The following is a 19,094-nucleotide window of genomic DNA, read 5'->3' as shown; positions in this document are numbered from 1 at the left end:
CAGCGGTCGCGTAGGGGCCGGGGCCGGGGCAGTCTGAGGATGGCCGGGCTACGGTACGGGGCGGGCGGAGCAAGGCCCGCGAGTCGGCCGGAGCACCGCGCACTGCATGAGAGACTGGTCTAGACAACTATTGATTCGTGAAGGGCAGAACCATGGCTGAGCGCCGCGTCAATGTCGGTTGGGCCGAAGGCCTGCACGCCCGCCCCGCTTCGATCTTCGTCCGTGCCGCCACGGCTTCCGGCATCCCCGTGACCATCGCCAAGGCCGACGGCAACCCGGTGAACGCGGCCTCCATGCTCGCCGTGCTCGGGCTCGGCGCACAGGGCGGCGAGGAGATCATCCTCGCGTCCGACGCAGACAACGCCGAAGCCGCTCTGGACCGCCTGTCCAAGCTGGTCGCCGAGGGGCTCGACGAGCTCCCGGAGACCGTCTGATCCGCACGGGTCACGACCGCCCGCGTTCAGGAAAGAGCCGCAGCCCCCTCCACCGGGTGCCGCGGCTCTTTCGTTTACCCGAAGAGATCCGGCCCCACCCGAAGGCGGACACGACCGCCGTTTCCATCACCCGGAGATTCCGATGAATTCAATGATCCGGACAACAGAAAGGAAGCCCCGCAGAATACCCATTCCTTGTATACGGCGTAATTGTTAATGCCGGCCACTCGGCGTGTTTACGGCATGTTGCGATGTCCTCACCCGGCCGGGGCGGGCCGTGACGGCGCCCGGCCGCCCGGGGCGGCGCAGCCGGTACGCGCCGATGGCCCGCTCGGCATGCTGGGCGGCCAGGCTCCTCGCCCGCTCCGCGTCACCGCGCGCCACGGCATCCACGATCGCCCCGTGCTCGGCCCATGAATCGGCCGGCCGGGCCGGCTGCTCGACCACGTACATCCAGGCGGTCTTGTGCCGCAGCTGGGTGAGCATCGCGATCAGACCGGGACTGCCGGATGCCTGCGCCAGCGTCTCGTGGAACCAGCCGCCCAGGGAGCGCAGGTCGTCGCCCTCCCCCTTGCGGGCACGCTCCTGGCCCAGCCTGACCAGGCCGCGCAGCACCTTGAGGTGTGCGTCCGTGCGGCGGTGGGCGGCCCGCGCCGCACCGAGCGGTTCCAGAAGCGTCCGGACCTCCAGGAGGTCGGCGGCCTCCTGCTCGGTGGGCTCGGCGACGCAGGCCCCGGCATGCCTGCGGGTGACCACGAACCCCTCGGACTCCAGAGTGCGCAGCGCCTCCCGCACCGGGACGCGGGAGACCCCGTAACGACGCGCGAGCACCTCCTCGGTGAGTCGGCTGCCGCGCTCGAAGACACCCGAGACGATGTCTTCACGGATTGCCGTGCATACCGAATGCGCCGGAATGCGCATGTCCGAACCTCCGCCTTAATCCCCGCGAAACGCGGCCGATCGACGCCTGTCCTGCGACTCTATTGCAATGCGGTCGAATTTCCGACGGCGGGTGGAAATTCATGAATATCTTCTGGCCACCTGCCGTTCGGGAACGGCAGGTACGGAACGCCCCGGACCGGTGCGGCGCGCGGACACGACGAAGGCCCCGGCGAGGTGCCGGGGCCTTCGTGGTGTCTTCCGTCCGGTCAGACGGCGACCCCGTGGGCGCGCAGGTAGGCGACCGGGTCCATGTCGGAGCCGTACGAGGGAGTGGAGCGGGCCTCGAAGTGCAGGTGCGGGCCGGTCGAGTTGCCGGTGGAGCCGGAGAGGCCGATCCGCTGTCCGGCGCCGACGCTCTGGCCGACGGACACACCGATCGAGGAGAGGTGGCCGTACTGGGTGTACGTGCCGTCCGTCATCCGCAGCACGATGTTGTTGCCGTACGCGCCACCCCAGCCCGCCTCGACGACCGTACCGGCGCCGACGGCGACGACGGAGCTGCCGGACGCGGCGTGGAAGTCGATGCCGGAGTGGCTGCCGGAGGACCAGAGCGAACCGCTGGACTTGTAGCCGGTGCTCACGTACGAACCGGCGACGGGGAGCTGGAAGGAACCGAGCCGGGCGCGCTCGGCGGAGCGGGCGGCACGGGCCTTCGCCTCGCGAGCCGCCTCGGCACGGGCGGCGGCCTTCGCCTTCACTGCCGCCTTCGCCTTCGCGGCGGCCTTCGCCCTGGCCTCCGCCTTCTTCTTCGCTTCGGCCTTCTTCTTGGCCGCCTCGGCCTTCTTCTCGGCGGCGTCGGCCTGACGCTGCTGCGCGTCCGCCTGTGCCTCGATCCGTTCGGCGAGGACGTTCTCGATGGCGAGAACCTGCGTGAGGCCGGTCTCACCGGCGGCGGGGGCCCCGGATTCCGCGGCGAGGGCCGGGGAGGCCAGTCCGCCGATGACGCCGGTGGTGGCCAGGGTCGCGATGCCGACGGCCTTCGCGCCGCTGCGCGTCAGACGGCCCGGGGCACGGTGCTTCCCGGTGGCACGGGTGAACGCCATGAAGTGGCTGATCCTTTCCTTCCTTCTCGCCTACCGGGTTAGCTGACGGGTTCGGAGCAGGAAGGTCTCCTACGGATCCCCTGCCTCGTGCGAGGCGCGGGCATCCGATTCACCCCAGGGACTGCGTGGGTCCCCGGCTCCCCAGGCTCGCGCCTGACGGGGACTCGGCGATGGCTGCCCGGTACGTCGCGGATGCGGCATACGAGTGGCGGACAGCGCAGCCGACGCTAGACGGGGGCGCTTCCCCCCACCAAACGGACAGGCCGATTTGTCGCACATCCCACAGGGCAGACAGGCAACCTCTCCCACAAAACAGACAAAAAGGAAGGTCCTGACGGAGATCTCTCCATCAGGACCTTCCTTTTGCCCAGACATGGGGCGAATTGACTGTTTCGCTCAGCCGGTCACGACCGAAACCTCACCGATGCCGAGGGCCCTGACCGGATCGGCGATCTGCGCGGCGTCGCCGACCAGGACCGTGACCAGACGGTCCTGCGGGAAGGCATTGACCACGGCCGCGGTCGCCTCGACCGTGCCGGTATCCGCGAGGCGTGCGTACAGGTGTGCCTGGTAGTCGTCCGGGAGATGCTGCTCGACCTGGTCGGCGAGGGTGCCGGCGACCGAGGCCGCCGTCTCGAACTTCAGCGGGGCGACGCCCACGAGGTTCTGCACGGCCGTCTCGCGCTCGGCGTCCGTCAGCCCTTCGGCCGCCAGGGTCCGCAGCACCTTCCACAGGTCCTCCAGCGCCGGACCGGTGGACTCCGTGTCCACGGAGCCGCTGATGGCGAGCATGGCGGCGCCCGTCGCCCCGGAGACGGAGTCCGGGGCAGAGGAGCGCAGCACCTGGGCGAAGGCCCGTACGCCGTAGGTGTAGCCCTTCTCCTCGCGCAGCACCCGGTCGAGACGGGAGGTGAGCGTGCCGCCCAGGCAGTACGTGCCGAGAACCTGCGCCGGCCAGACGCTGTCGTGGCGGTCGGCGCCGATGCGGCCGATCAGCAGCTGCGTCTGCACGGCGCCGGGGCGGTCCACGATCACCACACGGCCCGTGTCGTCGGCGGTGATCGGCGGGACGGGGCGGGGCTCCGCGGTGTTGCCCGACCAGTCGCCGAGGGTGTCCGCGAGCAGCCCGTCCAGGTCGATGCCCGTGAGGTCGCCGACGACCACGGCCGTCGCGGTGGACGGGCGGACGTGGGCGTCGTAGAAGGCGCGCACGGCCGCCGAGTCGATCCGCTCCACGGTCTCCTCGGTGCCCAGGCGCGGGCGCGACATGCGGGCGGTGGCCGGGAAGAGCTCCTTGGAGAGCTGTTTCGCCGCGCGCCGGGCCGGATTGGCCTGCTCGTGCGGGATCTCGTCGAGCCGGTTGTTCACCAGCCGCTCGATCTCGCTGTCGGCGAAGGCCGGTGCCCGCAGGGCCTCTGCGACCAGGCCGAGCGCCTTGGCCAGCCGGGAGGCCGGAACCTCCAGCGAGACCCTGACCCCCGGGTGGTCGGCGTGGGCGTCCAGCGTGGCGCCGCAGCGCTCCAGCTCGGCGGCGAACTCCTCGGCGCTCTGTTTGTCGGTGCCCTCGGACAGAGCGCGCGACATGATCGTGGCGACCCCGTCGAGGCCCTCCGGCTCGGCGTCCAGCGGGGCGTCGAGGAAGATCTCCACGGCGACGACCTGCTGGCCGGGGCGCTGGCAGCGCAGGACCGTGAGGCCGTTGGGCAGGGAGCCGCGCTCCGGTGCGGGGAAGGCCCAGGGCCTGGCCGCGCCGGGGGCGGGCTGCGGGTGGTACTGCATCGAAACTCCAGTCGCGGCAGCGTCGGTCACTTGTCCGCTCCTTCGTGCGCGTCGGTGTCGGTGTCGGCTGCGTCCGCCTCGTCGGCGGCATCGGCGGGCTCGACCGGCTCGTAGACCAGCACCGCCCGGTTGTCGGGCCGCAGCTGGGCCTTGGCGGCGGCCTTGACCTCCTCCGCCGTCACGTCGAGCACCCGGTGCACGGCGGTCAGGGCGAGCTGCGGGTCACCGAACAGCACGGCGAACCGGCACAGTTCGTCGGCCCGGCCCGCGACCGTACCGAGACGGTCCAGCCACTCACGCTCCAACTGGGCCTGAGCGCGCTCCATTTCCTCGGGCGTGGGGCCTTCCTCGGCGAACCGGGCCAGCTCCTCGTCGACCGCGGTCTCGATCTGCGCCACCTCGACACCACCGGACGTCTTGACGTCCAGCCAGCCGAGCGAGGGCGCACCCGCGAGCCGCAGCAGCCCGAATCCGGCCGCGACGGCCGTCCGGTCCCGGCGGACCAGGCGGTTGTGCAGACGGGACGACTCGCCACCGCCCAGCACCGTCAGCGCGAGGTCGGCGGCGTCGCACTCACGGGTGCCGTCGTGGGGCAGCCGGTAGGCGGCCATCAGCGCACGCGCCGGGACCTCTTCGCGGACCTCCTCGCGCAGCTGACCGCCGATGATCTCCGGAAGCGCTCCGTCGCGCGGCGGCTGCTTGCCGTCATGCGCCGGGATGGTGCCGAAGTACTTCTCGATCCAGGCGAGCGTCTGCTCGGGGTCGATGTCACCGACGACGGACAGCACCGCGTTGTTCGGCGCGTAGTACGTACGGAAGAAGGTCCGCGCGTCTTCGAGCGTCGCGGCGTCCAGGTCGGCCATCGAGCCGATCGGGGTGTGGTGGTACGGGTGGCCCTCCGGGTAGGCCAGCGCGGTCAGCTTCTCGAACGCGGTGCCGTACGGGACGTTGTCGTAGCGCTGACGGCGCTCGTTCTTGACGACGTCACGCTGGTTCTCCATGGACTCCTCGTCGAGCGCGGCGAGCAGCGAGCCCATCCGGTCCGCCTCCAGCCACAGGGCGAGTTCCAGCTGGTGCGTGGGCATCGTCTCGAAGTAGTTGGTCCGCTCGAAGCTGGTGGTCCCGTTGAGGGAGCCGCCGGCGCCCTGCACCAGCTCGAAGTGTCCGTTCCCCTTGACCTGGCCGGATCCCTGGAACATCAGGTGCTCGAAGAGGTGAGCAAGACCGGTGCGCCCCTCGACCTCGTGGCGCGAACCGACGTCGTACCAGAGGCACACCGCGGCGACCGGGGTCAGATGGTCCTCGGAGAGCACCACGCGCAGGCCGTTGGCCAGACGGTGCTCGGTCGCTGTCAAGCCGCCGGAGCCGGCCTGGGCTGTGGCCGTGTGACCCATGGGCATGTACGTCCCTTCGATCGCGATACTGGATTTGGTGCGAGACCTGCCACTGTAAGCAAGCGCACCGACACCTGGCGAAGTTCCCGTGTCGTGAAAGTTCGCGGGAAAGAGCGTCCCGGCCGCTTCGGGACGGGTGGAGAACACCCTTTGGGACGGGTCGAGGTCCGGGTTGTCAGTGGGGCGGTCCACAATGGTGCGCGTCAGAACCTGAGGTTGCCCGAACAAAATCCGTGAAGGAGTCGCAGCAGCGATGGCCCGCCGCAGCACGAAGACCCCGCCGCCGGTCGACTTCGAGGAGAAGATCCTCGACATCGACGTCGTCGACGAAATGCAGGGCTCCTTCCTCGAGTACGCGTACTCGGTGATCTACTCACGGGCCCTTCCCGACGCCCGTGACGGCATGAAGCCCGTGCACCGCCGCATCGTCTACCAGATGAACGAGATGGGCCTGCGCCCGGACCGCGGCTTCGTCAAGTGCGCCCGCGTGGTCGGCGAGGTCATGGGCAAGTTGCACCCGCACGGAGACGCGTCGATCTACGACGCGCTGGTGCGGATGGCGCAGCCGTTCTCCATGCGGCTCCCCCTCGTCGACGGACACGGGAACTTCGGCTCGCTCGGCAATGACGACCCGCCGGCCGCCATGCGGTACACCGAATGCCGGATGGCCGACGCGACGTCGTTGATGACGGAGTCGATCGACGAGGAGACCGTCGCCTTCCAGTCGAACTACGACGGCCAGGAGCAGGAGCCGGTCGTCCTTCCGGCCGCCTATCCGAACCTCCTGGTAAACGGCGCGACCGGGATCGCGGTCGGCATGGCGACCAACATGCCGCCGCACAACCTGGGCGAGGTCATCGCCGCCGCCCGCCACCTCATCAAGCACCCGGGCGCCGACCTGGAGACCCTGATGCGGTTCGTCCCCGGTCCGGACCTGCCGACGGGCGGGCGGATCGTGGGCCTCGGGGGCATCAAGGACGCCTACGCGGCCGGCCGCGGCTCGTTCAAGATCCGCTCCACCGTCGCCGTGGAGAACGTCACCGCGCGCCGCAAGGGCCTGGTCGTCACCGAACTGCCCTTCACCGTCGGCCCGGAGAAGGTGATCTCCAAGATCAAGGACCTGGTCTCGGCGAAGAAGCTCCAGGGCATCGCCGACGTCAAGGACCTCACCGACCGCTCGCACGGCCTGCGCCTGGTCATCGAGATCAAGAACGGCTTCGTCCCGGAGGCCGTCCTCGAACAGCTCTACAAGCTGACGCCGATGGAGGAGTCCTTCGGCATCAACAACGTGGCACTGGTCGACGGGCAGCCCCTCACGCTGGGCCTCAAGGAGCTGCTGGAGGTCTACCTCGACCACCGCTTCGACGTGGTGCGCCGGCGCAGCGAGTTCCGCCGGACCAAGCGCCGCAACCGGCTGCACCTGGTCGAGGGCCTTCTGATCGCCCTGATCGACATCGACGAGGTCATCCGCCTCATCCGTTCCAGCGACAACTCGGCGCAGGCCAAGGAGCGGCTCATCGAGCACTTCTCCCTGAGCGAGGTCCAGACCCAGTACATCCTGGACACCCCGCTGCGCCGGCTGACCCGGTTCGACCGGATCGAGCTGGAGAGCGAGCGCGACCGGCTCGACGCCGAGATCGCCGCGCTGACCTCGATCCTGGAATCCGACGCCGAGCTGCGCAGGCTCGTCTCCTCGGAACTGGCGCTGGTCGCGAAGAAGTTCGGCACCGACCGGCGCACGGTGCTGCTCGAGTCGGCCGGTTCGCAGGTCGCCTCGGTGCCGCTGGAGGTGGCGGACGACCCGTGCCGGGTGCTGCTGTCCTCCACCGGTCTGCTGGCGCGTACGGCCAACGACGATCCGATCGTCATCGCCGAGGACGCCAAGCGTGCCAAGCACGACGTGATCGTGTCGGCGGTGCCGGCCACGGCACGCGGCGATGTCGGCGTGGTGACGTCCGCCGGGCGGCTGCTGCGGCTCGCGGTGATCGATCTGCCGCAGCTGCCGGACACCCACACGGCGCCCAGCCTGTCGGGCGGGGCCATGGTCGGGGAGTTCCTCACGCTGGAGGCGGACGAGGAGGTCGTCTGCCTGACCACGCTCGACGAGTCCTCACCGGGGCTGGCGATCGGCACCCTGCAGGGCGTCGTGAAGCGCGTGGTGCCGGACTATCCCGCCAACAAGGACGAGCTGGAAGTCATCACCCTCAAGGACGGCGACCGCATCGTCGGTGCGGCGGAGCTGCGTACCGGCGAGGAGGACCTGGTCTTCATCACCTCGGACGCGCAGTTGCTGCGCTACCCGGCGGCGCAGGTGCGCCCGCAGGGGCGTCCGGCCGGCGGTATGGCGGGCATCAAGCTCGCCGCGGGGGCGGAGGTGCTCTCGTTCGCCGCGGTGGATCCGGCGGCGGACGCCGTGGTGTTCACGGTCGCGGGATCGCACGGCACGCTGGACGATTCGGTGCTGACGTGCAAGCTCACCCCGTTCGACCAGTACCCGCGCAAGGGCCGCGCCACCGGCGGGGTGCGCTGCCATCGGTTCCTCAAGGGCGAGGACATGCTGGTGTTCGGCTGGGCGGGTGAGACCCCGGCCCGGGCCGCGCAGAAGAACGGCACACCGGCCACGCTGCCCGAGCCCGATCCCCGGCGCGACGGCTCGGGGACACCGCTGGAGAACCCGGTCGCCGTGATCGCCGGCCCCGTGTAGGCCTGCGGCCCGGCGGTTTCGGCGCTATGCGTCGTCGTCGCCGGGCTGTTGCACGTACCGCAGGACGCCCCACATGGCTCGCTCGTGTGCGGCGTCCTGCGTCGTTTCCGGCCCCCGGTCCCCCCGCGTGCGGCAGTTCTCCAGCTCCTTGCGCACGGCCTGGACGTCGATGCCGGAACCGATCAGGACGAGCCGGGTGAGCCGGGCCTCACCCCGTGTCCAGGGCCGGGGAGTGAACCGCAGGAACCTGCCGACGGCGTGCACCGTGTAGGAGTTGTCCGCATCGCCCGCGCCGAAGTCGATGTGGCCCTTGATCCGGTAGAGGCCCCCGGGCCGGGAGTCGAGGAACTCCATCAGCCTGCGGGGGTCCATCGGAACGTCGGAGGTGAAGTCGACGCTCTCGTACGCCGTGTGCGGATGGGCCCCGTGCTCCTCGCCGGTCTCCCGCGCACGCTCCTCCAGGTACAGGTCCTCGAAGGTGAGCTGGCGCGCCTTCTCCTCGCTGTCGGGCCGCAGTGCCGGATCGAACAGCAGCTCCGGGTCGACGCGTCCGTAGGTGGCGGGAACGACGGCCGCGACGTTGCCGGTCGCCGCGATGGCCTCCCCGATGCGAGCCTGCTCCTCCGTCCCGGCCCGGTCCGTCTTGTTCAGCACGACGAGGTCGGCGACGGCGAGATGGCGGTCGATCTCCGGGTGCCGCTCCCGGGTCGCGGAGAACTCGGCGGCGTCGACCACCTCGACCAGTCCCCCGTACACGATGTGCGGGTTGTCGCTGGCCAGGAGCATCCGTACGAGTTCCTGGGGCTCGGCGAGCCCGCTCGCCTCGATGACGATCACGTCGAGGCGGGCGGCGGGCCGGGTGAGGGTCTCCAGGTAGGTGTCGAGTTCGCTCGCGTCGACCGCGCAGCACAGACAGCCGCCGCCCAGCGAGACCGTCGAGCCGACCTGCCCGGAGACGGTCATGGCGTCGATCTCGATGGACCCGAAGTCGTTGACGATCACGCCGATGCGGTTTCCCGCGCGGTGGCGCAGGAGGTGGTTGAGCAGCGTCGTCTTGCCGGATCCCAGGAATCCCGCGAGGACGACGACGGGGATCTGCCTGGCGCGGGGCGGGGGCGACGCGTTCAACGGGGAGGGCCTTCCTGCGGTGTCACACGGCCGGGACCGGCTGGGGCGGGGGCGGGCCGACGTAGCGGGCCGCCGGGCGGATGATCTTCGAGTCCTCCGCCTGCTCCAGGATATTGGCGCTCCAGCCGACGACCCGCGCCGCGCAGAAGGTCGGGGTGAACATCTCGCGTGGCAGCCCGCACAGCTCCATGACCACTCCGGCGTAGAACTCCACGTTGGTGTGGAGTTCGCGCCCCGGCTTGAGTTCGGCGAGGATCGCCTCGACCTGGCGTTCCACCTCGACGGCGAAGTCCACGAGCGGGCCGCCGAAGCCCTGGGCAATGGACCTCAGCATGCGCGAACGCGGGTCCTCGGTGCGGTAGACGGGGTGTCCGAAGCCCATGATCCGGTCGCCGGCGAGCACGCGCTCACGGATCCAGCCGTCGATGCGGTCGGGGGTGCCGATGGCGTCCAGGGTGTCGAGTGCGCGGCTGGGGGCACCGCCGTGCAGCGGCCCCGAGAGTGCGCCGACGGCGGCCACCAGACAGGCTGCGACGTCCGCCCCGGTGGAGGCGACGACGCGTCCGGTGAAGGTCGAGGCGTTGAAACCATGGTCGACGGTGGAGATCAGGTACTGCTCCACGGCCCTGACCCGGTCGTCCTCCGGTACGGAACCGGTCAGCATGTAGAGGTAGTTGGCCGCATGGGGCAGGTCGTCACGCGGCTCCACCGGTTCGAGCCCCTGGCCCAGCCGGTACAGGGCGGTCAGCACGGTGGGGACGGCGGCGCACGCGGTCAGGGCATCGCTGCGGCGCCGCTCCGCGTCGATGTCGTACACCGGACGGAATCCGGCCGAGGCGCCGAGCAGGGAAAGCGCCGTGCGCAGCCCCGCGAGCGGACCGGCCGCGGCGCCCGCGCGAGCTATGGCGGGCAGCGCGTCACGGACCTCGGCGGGCAGCCGGCGCGGCCCGGCGGTGCGGGCGGCGAAGTCGGCTCGGGCCGCCGGACCGGGCAGCTCCCCCTCGGTCATCAGGTACCAGACGTCCTCGAAGCTGCGGTTCTGCGCCAGTTCGATCGCCGAGTACTGCCGGTAGTGGTAGAAGCCCTCGCGGCCCCGGACGTCTCCGAGGGCGGTATCGGTGACGACGACACCCGCGAGGCCCCGGGGGGCTTCGAGCGGGGTGCCGTCGGTGGTGATCGTCATTGCTTCCTCCTGGACATGCGGAACATTCCGGTGATGCAGATATTGATTCGACTGTCCATGCTTGACAGAAGATCTGTCAACATTGATTGAATCAATATAGATACGGTGGACACCATGACGGATCAAGCAGGTGGGGCCGGACTCACCGAACCCTCCGCACAGCGGCTCACCACGCGCGAGACCGCCGAACGGCTGGGCGTGAAGCCCGAGACGGTGTACGCGTACGTGAGCCGGGGCCAGCTCAGCAGCAGCCGCGCCCCGGGCGGGCGCGGAAGCACGTTCGACGCGGCGGAGGTCGATGCCCTGGCACGGCGTACGGGACGCAGAGAGCCGACACCCCCGGCCGGCATGCCGGCCTTCCCCACCGGCATCACGCTGATCGGGAACGACCGGTACTTCTACCGTGGCGTGGATGCCACGGAGCTGGCCCGGCGCCATTCGTACGAGGAGATCGCGGAGTGGCTCTGGACCGGGGAACTGCGACCCGGCGTCCGCTTCACCGCGCCCGCCGAAGCGCTCACCGCGGCCCGCAGGGCAGTCGGCGCGCTGCCGCCGCACTGCGGTTCGACGGACCGGCTGCGGGTGGCCGTGGTCGCGGCGGCCGCGGCAGACCCGCTGCGCTTCGACCTGTCGCGCGAGGCGGTGCTCGGCGGCGCCCGAAGCCTGATCCCGACGCTGGTCGCGGCGCTGCCGCCGGTCGGGGAAGACGACGGGGCGGCGGACTGCGGGGCGGCGGCGGATGACGGGTCGACGGACGGCACGGCGGCGACGGACGGGACGGCTCCGCGCCGTCTGGCACGTCAGTTGTGGCCGAAGCTCACCGGCCGCGCGGCCGACGAGGCGTCACTGGCCGTACTGGACACCGCGCTCGGGCTGCTGATCGACCACGATCTGGCCGCCTCCACTCTGGCAGCGCGCGTCGCCGCCTCCGCCCACGCCCATCCGTACGCCGTGGTCTCGGCGGGGCTCGGCGTACTTGAGGGCCCTCTGCACGGTGCCGCGAGCGGGCTGGCGCACCGCATGCTGACGGAGGTCCTGGAGCGGGGCGGGGCCGCTCCGGTGATCGCGGACCACCTGCGCACCGGACGCCGGGTACCGGGTCTCGGGCACCGGCTCTACACCGGCGAGGACCCTCGGGCCCGCACCCTTTTCGATCTGCTGGCCGAGATCCCGCAGGCGGCGCCCGCCCTCGCAGCCGCCCGTGACGTCGTCGCCACGACCGCCCGCCCTACCCCGCTGCACGCCAATGTGGACCTGGCGCTCGCCGTCTTCTCCGTCTCCTCGGGCATGGCCGCGGAGACAGGAGAGACGGTGTTCGCGATCTCGCGTACGGCGGGCTGGATCGCGCACGCCCTGGAGGAGTACGCGGAGCGGCCGCTGCGGATGCGTCCCAGCGGGCAGTACACCGGCCCGCGGCCTCCCCAGCCGCTGCCCACGGCCGTCTCGCAATAGGCGGTTACCGCAGCGCAAAATTGTGACGGTCAGCGGGAAGCGCTGCGCGGAGGCTGGGCCGTCGAACCCCGCACCACCAGCTCCGGCTCGAACAGCAGCTCGTCGGACGGCACCGTACGGCCTCCGATCTGCACGGAGAGGAGTTCGACGGCGGCCCGCCCCATGGCCTCGATCGGCTGGCGGACGGTGGTGAGCGGCGGCTCGGTGCAGTTCATGAACGCCGAGTCGTCGTACCCGACCACGGAGACGTCCTCGGGGACCGAGAGACCCCGGCGGCGCGCGGCGCGGACCGCCCCCAGGGCGAGGGGGTCACTGGCACAGATGAAGCCGGTGACCCCCTCGTCCAGCAGCCTCATGGCGGCCGCCTGACCGCCCTCCAGCGAGAACATCGCCCTGGACACCCATGCGTCCGGGATGGTGGCACCGGACGCCTCGGCAAGCGTCCGGGCCGCGGTCAGCTTGCGCTGCGAGGGCATGTGGTCCGAGGGGCCGAGCACCAGACCGATGCGCTCGTGCCCCAGCGAGACCAGGTGGCGCCAGGCCTGCTCGACGGCCACGGAGTCGTCGCAGGAGACGCAGGGGAAGCCGAGGTGGGCGATGCCCGCGTTGATCAGGACGACCGGGATCCTACGATCGGCCAGCACCTTGTAGTGGTCGTGCGGGGCGTCGGCCTGGGCATAGAGCCCACCCGCGAAGACCACACCCGAGACCTGCTGCTGCAGAAGCAGCTCGACGTAGTCCGCCTCGGAGACCCCGCCCTTGGTCTGGGTGCAGAGCACCGGCGTCAGCCCCTGCTGCGCGAGCGCACCGCCGACCACCTCCGCGAAGGCGGGGAAGATCGGGTTCTGCAGCTCGGGCAGGACCAGCCCGACCAGCCGGGCCCGTTCACCGCGCAGCTGGGTCGGGCGCTCGTAGCCGAGGACGTCCAGTGCGGACAGGACGGCCTGCCGCGTGGCGTCGGAAACGCCCGGTTTGCCGTTGAGTACCCGGCTGACCGTGGCTTCGCTGACCCCAACCTTCTGCGCCACCTGGGCAAGTCGTCGCGTCATGTGCGCAAGATTAGCGCAAGAAACGCAAGCGGATTGCGTGGATCTGGAAACAAGGCGAATTCCGGGAAGCGCCGGAATGCTCACCACCGCCTCCGGGATGAGCGCCCCGCCGGCCCCCGCAGGGAGGCCGCGCCATCCCGGCAGGCCCCGGCGCGCCTTCTCGCAGGTCCTGCCGATGCGGCGGCGATCGCACCCGGCGTCACCGTACTAGCCACCGTCCCCTTTCCGGCACCCTTCAGCGCCCTGCTCGGGGCACCGGCAGGAATGCTGTCGTCACCAGCCGCAAACGTCGGTGCGCGGTGTCCGGACCCGTTGGGTGAGGGCAGTTCCGGTGCGCTCGCCGCCTGAGCGCGTGCGAGGCGACCACCCCCCAGCCCGAGCGCGCAGGAGGCGCAGCCGACGCCACGCTTCCGGCCGCCCCCTGCCTCCGGTCCGACCGACAGAACGCCCGCACCGGGCACACATTGCCTTCCGTGCGCCCGGCACAGGTTCTACTGGAAGACCGGCAGGTTGCGGGCGACCCACTCACCGAAGGGCCTGGCCGGACGGCCGAGGACGTTCTCCACATCGGAGCTGATCGCCTGCTCGGCCGGCAGCGGAGCGCCGAGGATGTCCAGGGTTCCGTCGATGACTTCCTCGGGCATGAACCGCGCCATGCGGGCGTGGGCCTGGTCGCGGGAGAGTTCCACGAAGGCGACGCCCATGCCGAGGTTCCGGGAGATCACCGCGGCCTGCAAGCGCGGACTGATGGCCTCGGGTCCGGTCAGTTCGTACGTACGGCCCGCGTGTCCGTCTTCATGCAGCGCGGCCGCGGCGACGGCGGCAATGTCGGCCGGGTCGACGACGGGCAGAGCCACATCGCCGAACGGGGCAGAGATGGTGCGCTCCGCACGCACGGGCTCGGCCCAGGCGAGGGCGTTGGAGGCGAATCCGCCCGGACGCAGGATCGTGAAGTCGGCTCCGGAGGTGCGCACGGCGGCCTCGAAGGCACGCAGACGGGTGTGCGAAAGGGCCTTCGGGCGGGTGGCGTTGATCTGGGAGGAGACCAGGACGATCCGTTTGACCCCGGCGTCCGCTGCCGCACCGATCAGGGCATTCGGGCTTTCGCCGTACCCGTTGAGCTCGCCGCCCAGCAGAAGGAAGAAGGCGTCGGCCCCGTCGAGAACGGGGCGCATGCTCGCACTGTCCCCGACATCGGCCTGGGCATGCCGGACGCCGATCGGGAGCCCATCGGACCGCGGGCGTCGCGAGACGGCCACGACGTCCTCCCCCTTCTCGGCCAGCAGGGGCACCAAGGTCCGTCCGATGTTGCCGGTTGCGCCTGTCACCACGATCATGACGATCTCCCCGAATAAGTTAGTTGACTGACTTACTCGGGGACCGTAGCACGGCTCCACGGCCCGTTGTCTATAGTGAGTTGGGTGACTGACTCAACGAAGTCCCGGGCCCGTTCGGCCGACAAGCGCCGCCGGCTCACGACCGAAGCGGCCCGGGTCCTGCACGAGCAGGGCGTCGAGCGCACCACCCTCGCCGACATCGCGCGCGCGGCCGACGTTCCCGTCGGCAACGTCTACTACTACTTCAAGACCAAGGATGAGCTGGTCCTGGCGGCGCTCTCCGAGCACAGCGCGCACCTGGACGAGCTCACCGGCCGTCTGGACCAGCTGCCCGACCCGCGCGACCGCCTCAAGGCCCTGATCGAGGCATGGATCGGCCGGCGTGAAGTCGCAGCCCGCTACGGCTGCCCCACCGGCACCCTCGCCGTCGAACTCGACAAACGAGCCGACGGCACCCTCGACGCGGAGGCCGGAACAGTGATCAGGCGCCTGCTGGAGTGGACCGGACACCAGTTCCGCGCCTTGGGCCTACCCGACCCGGACGACCTCGCCGTCACCCTCGTCTCCGCCTACCAAGGCATGTCGCTCCTGGCCAACGCCCTCCGCGACCCGGAGATCATGGCCCGCCAGGGTGCTCGCCTCCTCCACTGGCTCGACTCCCTCGACGCCTCGGACCGGACCACCTGACCCAGCAACCGGGCGGTGTGCCTGCCATGGCGCAGAGCGGAATCCGGCGGGACGGGAGCGGTTCACTGACCGAGGTCCTGGCCACTGCCGACGAACCCCACGTCGCGCGGATCAACGAGGAAGCCCGCATCCGCGTCGCGCGGACCGACGCAGCCCACACCTCGAAGGACGCCGGCTGCCTGACGGATACCCAGGCGCACAGGGCAGCCGGCACTCTCGCCACGGTCGGAGCGGGCCCCGTGGGCCCGGTCCCCCTACGCCCGGGGATGCTCCGCGTCGTAGGCCGTCTGACTCAGCTCGATACCCGGGTTGTTGTCGACGGCCCACTCGGCCAGCTTCACCGCGGGCTCGATCAGGGTGCGTCCCCTCGCGGTGAGTTCGTACTCGACCCGCGGCGGGACCTCCGGGAAGACCGTGCGGGACACCAGACCGTCACGCTCCAGGTGCCGGACCGTGCGGGTCAGCATGCGCTGCGAAATGCCGGGGATGCGCTGCTGAAGCTCGGTGAAGCGCATGCGCTCGCCGTCGAGGGTGGCGACCACCAGCAGCGTCCATTTGTCGCCGATGCGGTCGAGGATCGCGCGAACGGCCCGGCCTCCGTCACCTCGGATGAGGCAGCTGTGACGGTACTTCGACATCGGCTCCCCCTGTTCGTCACGCACACCCGTGTGCCTTTTGCAGGCGTGCCGATCGTCACCCATCATGTGCCTGCTTACAAGTCGTAACCATGAAGGAGGACTGGATGGAGATCGCCTACTGGATCGTCGCCGGGCTCCTGGCAGCCTTCTATCTGTACGCGGGCGGCAAGAAGGCCGTTCAGAGCCAGGAGCACCTGGCGCCCATGATGGGCTGGGTCGACACCGTCCCGATGCGGCTGGTCCGGGTCATCGGCGTCGTCGAGATCCTTGGCGCCGCCGGTCTGGTGCTGCCGCCGCTCACGGGAATCGCGCCCGTCCTCGCGATGGCGGCAGCGGTCGGCCTGCTTGTGCTCCAGGTGCCGGCCGCGGCGCTGCACCTGTCACGGGGCGAGGTCGGGGAGACCGGCCTGAACGCTGCCCTCGTCGTTCTCGCCGCGGTGACGGTGTGGCTCGCCACAGCCTGGTGAAGGGTCGACTGAACCCTGGGGGCCGGTGCGGTCCGGGGCAGTACGACCGGTCCGGAGCCGCGCGACCGGAGCCACACGGTGTGACAGGTCAGGACCGGTCCTGACCTGTCACACCGCTCCGGCTCCTGTCAGCGCACGCACCTCGGTCTCCGCGTGCTTGGCCTCGTCGGGCGGACCGGCCGAGGTGACCGTGCCGATCCAGCCGGCCAGGAAGCCCAGCGGGATGGAGACAAGACCGGGGTTCTCCAGCGGGAAGAACTGGAAGTCAACCCCGGGGAACAGCGAGGTGGGGCTGCCCGAGACGACCGGGGAGAGCAGAACGAGCAGGACGGCGGGGATCAGACCGCCGTAGACCGAGCAGACCGCCCCCCGAGTGGTGAACTTCCGCCAGAACAGCGAGAAGAGCAGCACGGGCAGGTTCGCCGAAGCGGCGACCGCGAAGGCCAGGCCCACCAGGAAGGCCACGTTCAGGTCCTGGGCGAGCAGCCCCAGCCCGATGGCGGCCACCCCGATCCCGGCCGCGGCGACCCGGGCCACGGCGACTTCGCTGTACTGCCGGGATCCCGGCCGCCTGAACGAGGCGTAGAGGTCGTGGGCGACGGACGCGGACGAGGCCAGGGTGATGCCGGCGACTACGGCAAGGATGGTCGCGAAGGCCACCGCGGCGACCACGGCGAACAGAATCGTTCCCCCTGTCGAACCCTCGCCGCCGCCGAGGACCAGGGCGAGCAGCGGAACGGCCGTGTTCCCCGCGGAGTTCGACGCCCGCACCTCCGCCGAGCCGACCAGCGCCGCGGCCCCGAAGCCGAGCACGATCGTCATCAGGTAGAAGCCACCGATGAGTCCGATGGACCAGACGACCGAACGGCGGGCGGCACGGGCCGTGGGCACGGTGTAGAAGCGCGACAGGATGTGCGGAAGGCCCGCCGTACCGAGCACCAGGGCCAGCCCCAGGCTGATGAAGTCGACACGCGCCGTCCAGCTCCCGCCGTAACGCAGCCCTGGAGCCAGGAACTCCTTGCGGTATCCACTGCGGTCGGCGGCGGAGTTGAGCAACTCGTTGAAGTTTCCGTGGAAGTGGACCAGGACGAGCACGGTGAGCACCACGGTGCCCGCCATCAGCAGGACGGCTTTGACGATCTGGATCCAGGTGGTGGCGCGCATTCCTCCGAACGACACGTAGACCACCATGAGCGCCCCGACCCCGATGACCGTCCACGACCGCGCGGCGCCGCTCGTGCCGCCGAGGAGCAGAGCGACAAGACTGCCCGCCCCCACCATCTGCGCCACGAGGTAGAGCACGGAGACGGTGACGGACGAGGTCCCGGCCGCGATCCGGACGGGACGCTCCGCCATCCGGGCCGCCACCACGTCGGCGAGGGTGAACCGCCCGCAGTTGCGCACGAGTTCCGCGATCAGGAGCAGAACGACGAGCCAGGCGACCAGGAAGCCGACCGAGTAGAGCATGCCGTCGTAGCCATAGAGGGCGATCACTCCGGAGATACCGAGGAACGACGCGGCCGACATGTAGTCACCGGCGATGGCGAAACCGTTCTCCATGGGGGAGAAAAGGCGCCCGCCCGCGTAGAACTCCTCGGCCGAACCCTGCCGGTTGCGGCTCACCCAGGTGGTGATGCCCAGGGTGACGGCGATGAAGACGCTGAACAGCAGGAGCGCCAGGCTCTGATGGTTCCCGCTCAACGCCCGATCCCCCGCGTCATCTCCTGGGTGTCCCAGCGCAGATCGAGCGCTGCCCGGTCCCTGCGCAGCCGCGCATGCCGTGCGTACGCCCCGGTGAGCAGGAACGTGGTGAGGAACTGCCCCAGTCCCGCGACCATGGCGGCGTTGACCGCCCCGGCAACCGGACGGGCCATCAGACCGGGTGCGGTGACCGCTGTGACGACGTAGGCGAGGTACCAGGCGAGGAAGGCGAGGGTGGCGGGAACGACGAACCTCCGGTACCGCCGGCGCACTTCCTGGAAGGCCTCACTGCGCCGCACCTCCAGATAGATCTCCGCCGCGCCTCGGCCGCTCCCGGGTATGGCGGGGCCGGGTGCTTCGGCGGGCGCGAAGCTCCCTGTGCCGTCCGGTTCCCCCCATCCGGAGGCCAGTGCGTCGTACCACGGGTCGTCGAGCCACAACCCTGCGGCCTCGCGCCCTGCTTCCTTCTCCACTGAACAACTCCCCTTGTTCGCGGACCACTTCGGCCGCGTATCCAAGAATGAGCAGATCGGAAAGATCCCCGGCACTTCATTCTCCGGACTTCACCTCTTCAGGTGAAGGATGGACCGGGTGAGTGCGCAAACCCTCGAACATGCGCACAACGAACCGCCCAGGCCCGGTCCGGGTACAGGAAGGCACGCCGTCGGCAGCGCGGCTGCGGCACCTCATCGGTCTGCCGTACGTGCACACCGCAGCACACGGGCGAGGCGGCTGCGAGCGCCGCCGCCGGAGCGCGATCGCTGATGGGTACGCCCGGCGCCACCGCGGGCCCGCACAGGGCCACGCAGGGCCGCACAGGGCCACACAGGGCGGCAGGCCCTCCCCCGGCGACAGTCACCGGGAGCTGCCGTGCCGGGCACGGACCGGCGGCCACGAAGCGAGGACCACGGTGATCACCAGGACATGGACGGGCCCGGCCCCGGGCACCCGGAGGTTCCGCGAAGCCGGGCGCTCGGAAACTCGGATCCCGCCCGCTCGGCGGACCGGCTCACGGCCGGAGCGCAAAGAGAGCCGTTGTGCCCCCCCCCCCCGGGGGGGGCAAAACCGAGGGGCGCCGGGGTTGCGGGGACGGGTGTGGCGCAAAACTCGAATGGCGCGCCGGGCCCCCGTGGCCCCGCGCTGGTGTTTTAATAAA

General features: G+C 70.5%; 16 protein-coding genes and 1 riboswitch. Of the genes, 5 read left to right on the top strand and 11 right to left on the bottom strand.

Going from position 1 to position 19,094, the window contains the following annotated elements; translation table 11 throughout:
- Positions 1 to 152 precede the first annotated feature (152 nt).
- Positions 153 to 434: an HPr family phosphocarrier protein gene (locus tag ACZ4LX_RS20190; protein WP_467641426.1), complete on the top strand. Its 282-nt coding sequence runs from the start codon at positions 153 to 155 to the stop codon at positions 432 to 434.
- Positions 435 to 647: 213 nt separating this feature from the next.
- On the opposite strand, the gene ACZ4LX_RS20185 is transcribed toward ACZ4LX_RS20190, so the two are convergent.
- The 4 genes from ACZ4LX_RS20185 to ACZ4LX_RS20170 form a co-directional block, all read right to left on the bottom strand.
- The gene (locus ACZ4LX_RS20185; protein WP_467641429.1) at positions 648 to 1,355 is read right to left on the bottom strand and encodes a GntR family transcriptional regulator; all 708 of its coding nucleotides are present in this window, start codon (positions 1,353 to 1,355) and stop codon (positions 648 to 650) included.
- Between the two features lie 227 nt (positions 1,356 to 1,582).
- Positions 1,583 to 2,419, bottom strand: a complete 837-nt coding sequence (locus ACZ4LX_RS20180; protein ID WP_467641432.1) for a M23 family metallopeptidase — start codon at positions 2,417 to 2,419, stop codon at positions 1,583 to 1,585.
- A gap of 13 nt (positions 2,420 to 2,432) precedes the next feature.
- Positions 2,433 to 2,599, bottom strand: a riboswitch (cyclic di-AMP (ydaO/yuaA leader).
- Between the two features lie 216 nt (positions 2,600 to 2,815).
- Positions 2,816 to 4,198, bottom strand: coding sequence for a M16 family metallopeptidase (locus ACZ4LX_RS20175; protein ID WP_467641688.1), 1,383 nt, complete (start codon positions 4,196 to 4,198; stop codon positions 2,816 to 2,818).
- Between the two features lie 26 nt (positions 4,199 to 4,224).
- On the bottom strand, positions 4,225 to 5,598 hold the full coding sequence (locus ACZ4LX_RS20170) for a M16 family metallopeptidase (RefSeq protein ID WP_467641435.1): 1,374 nt from the start codon (positions 5,596 to 5,598) through the stop codon (positions 4,225 to 4,227).
- A 247-nt stretch (positions 5,599 to 5,845) separates the two neighbouring features.
- Here ACZ4LX_RS20170 and ACZ4LX_RS20165 point away from each other — a divergent pair, with 247 nt between their 5' ends.
- On the top strand, positions 5,846 to 8,296 hold the full coding sequence (locus tag ACZ4LX_RS20165) for a DNA gyrase/topoisomerase IV subunit A (RefSeq protein WP_467641437.1): 2,451 nt from the start codon (positions 5,846 to 5,848) through the stop codon (positions 8,294 to 8,296).
- 24 nt (positions 8,297 to 8,320) lie between these two features.
- On the opposite strand, the gene ACZ4LX_RS20160 is transcribed toward ACZ4LX_RS20165, so the two are convergent.
- Positions 8,321 to 9,424 carry a CobW family GTP-binding protein gene (locus ACZ4LX_RS20160; RefSeq protein WP_467641440.1) on the bottom strand — a complete coding sequence of 368 codons (1,104 nt, stop codon included), beginning with the start codon at positions 9,422 to 9,424 and terminating at the stop codon, positions 8,321 to 8,323.
- Between the two features lie 22 nt (positions 9,425 to 9,446).
- Positions 9,447 to 10,607 carry a citrate synthase gene (locus ACZ4LX_RS20155; RefSeq protein WP_467641443.1) on the bottom strand — a complete coding sequence of 387 codons (1,161 nt, stop codon included), beginning with the start codon at positions 10,605 to 10,607 and terminating at the stop codon, positions 9,447 to 9,449.
- Positions 10,608 to 10,721: 114 nt separating this feature from the next.
- On the opposite strand from ACZ4LX_RS20155, the gene ACZ4LX_RS20150 reads away from it, so the two are divergent.
- Positions 10,722 to 12,059, top strand: coding sequence for a citrate/2-methylcitrate synthase (locus tag ACZ4LX_RS20150; protein ID WP_467641446.1), 1,338 nt, complete (start codon positions 10,722 to 10,724; stop codon positions 12,057 to 12,059).
- Positions 12,060 to 12,088: 29 nt separating this feature from the next.
- On the opposite strand, the gene ACZ4LX_RS20145 is transcribed toward ACZ4LX_RS20150, so the two are convergent.
- Entirely contained in the window at positions 12,089 to 13,108 is a 1,020-nt protein-coding gene (locus tag ACZ4LX_RS20145) for a LacI family DNA-binding transcriptional regulator (RefSeq protein ID WP_467641449.1), read from the bottom strand.
- 491 nt (positions 13,109 to 13,599) lie between these two features.
- On the bottom strand, positions 13,600 to 14,445 hold the full coding sequence (locus ACZ4LX_RS20140) for an SDR family oxidoreductase (protein ID WP_467641452.1): 846 nt from the start codon (positions 14,443 to 14,445) through the stop codon (positions 13,600 to 13,602).
- Positions 14,446 to 14,529: 84 nt separating this feature from the next.
- On the opposite strand from ACZ4LX_RS20140, the gene ACZ4LX_RS20135 reads away from it, so the two are divergent.
- Positions 14,530 to 15,132, top strand: a complete 603-nt coding sequence (locus ACZ4LX_RS20135) for a TetR/AcrR family transcriptional regulator (protein WP_467641455.1) — start codon at positions 14,530 to 14,532, stop codon at positions 15,130 to 15,132.
- A 254-nt stretch (positions 15,133 to 15,386) separates the two neighbouring features.
- On the opposite strand, the gene ACZ4LX_RS20130 is transcribed toward ACZ4LX_RS20135, so the two are convergent.
- Positions 15,387 to 15,794: a winged helix-turn-helix transcriptional regulator gene (locus ACZ4LX_RS20130; RefSeq protein WP_467641458.1), complete on the bottom strand. Its 408-nt coding sequence runs from the start codon at positions 15,792 to 15,794 to the stop codon at positions 15,387 to 15,389.
- Between the two features lie 80 nt (positions 15,795 to 15,874).
- Here ACZ4LX_RS20130 and ACZ4LX_RS20125 point away from each other — a divergent pair, with 80 nt between their 5' ends.
- Positions 15,875 to 16,237 carry a DoxX family protein gene (locus ACZ4LX_RS20125; protein ID WP_467641461.1) on the top strand — a complete coding sequence of 121 codons (363 nt, stop codon included), beginning with the start codon at positions 15,875 to 15,877 and terminating at the stop codon, positions 16,235 to 16,237.
- Between the two features lie 108 nt (positions 16,238 to 16,345).
- Here the strand turns inward: ACZ4LX_RS20125 and ACZ4LX_RS20120 are convergent, their stop codons facing one another.
- Positions 16,346 to 17,938, bottom strand: a complete 1,593-nt coding sequence (locus ACZ4LX_RS20120; RefSeq protein WP_467641464.1) for a solute symporter family protein — start codon at positions 17,936 to 17,938, stop codon at positions 16,346 to 16,348.
- Positions 17,935 to 18,378 (bottom strand): DUF485 domain-containing protein, encoded by a 444-nt coding sequence (locus ACZ4LX_RS20115; protein ID WP_467641691.1) that lies wholly within the window; start codon positions 18,376 to 18,378, stop codon positions 17,935 to 17,937. Before ACZ4LX_RS20115 ends, ACZ4LX_RS20120 begins: the two co-directional genes overlap by 4 nt.
- Between the last annotated feature and the right edge of the window lie 716 nt (positions 18,379 to 19,094).

The organism is Streptomyces sp. NPDC026062, from assembly GCF_055568375.1.
Note: the sequence above shows the minus strand (reverse complement) of the source record. Positions and strands in the feature narration are given on the sequence as shown.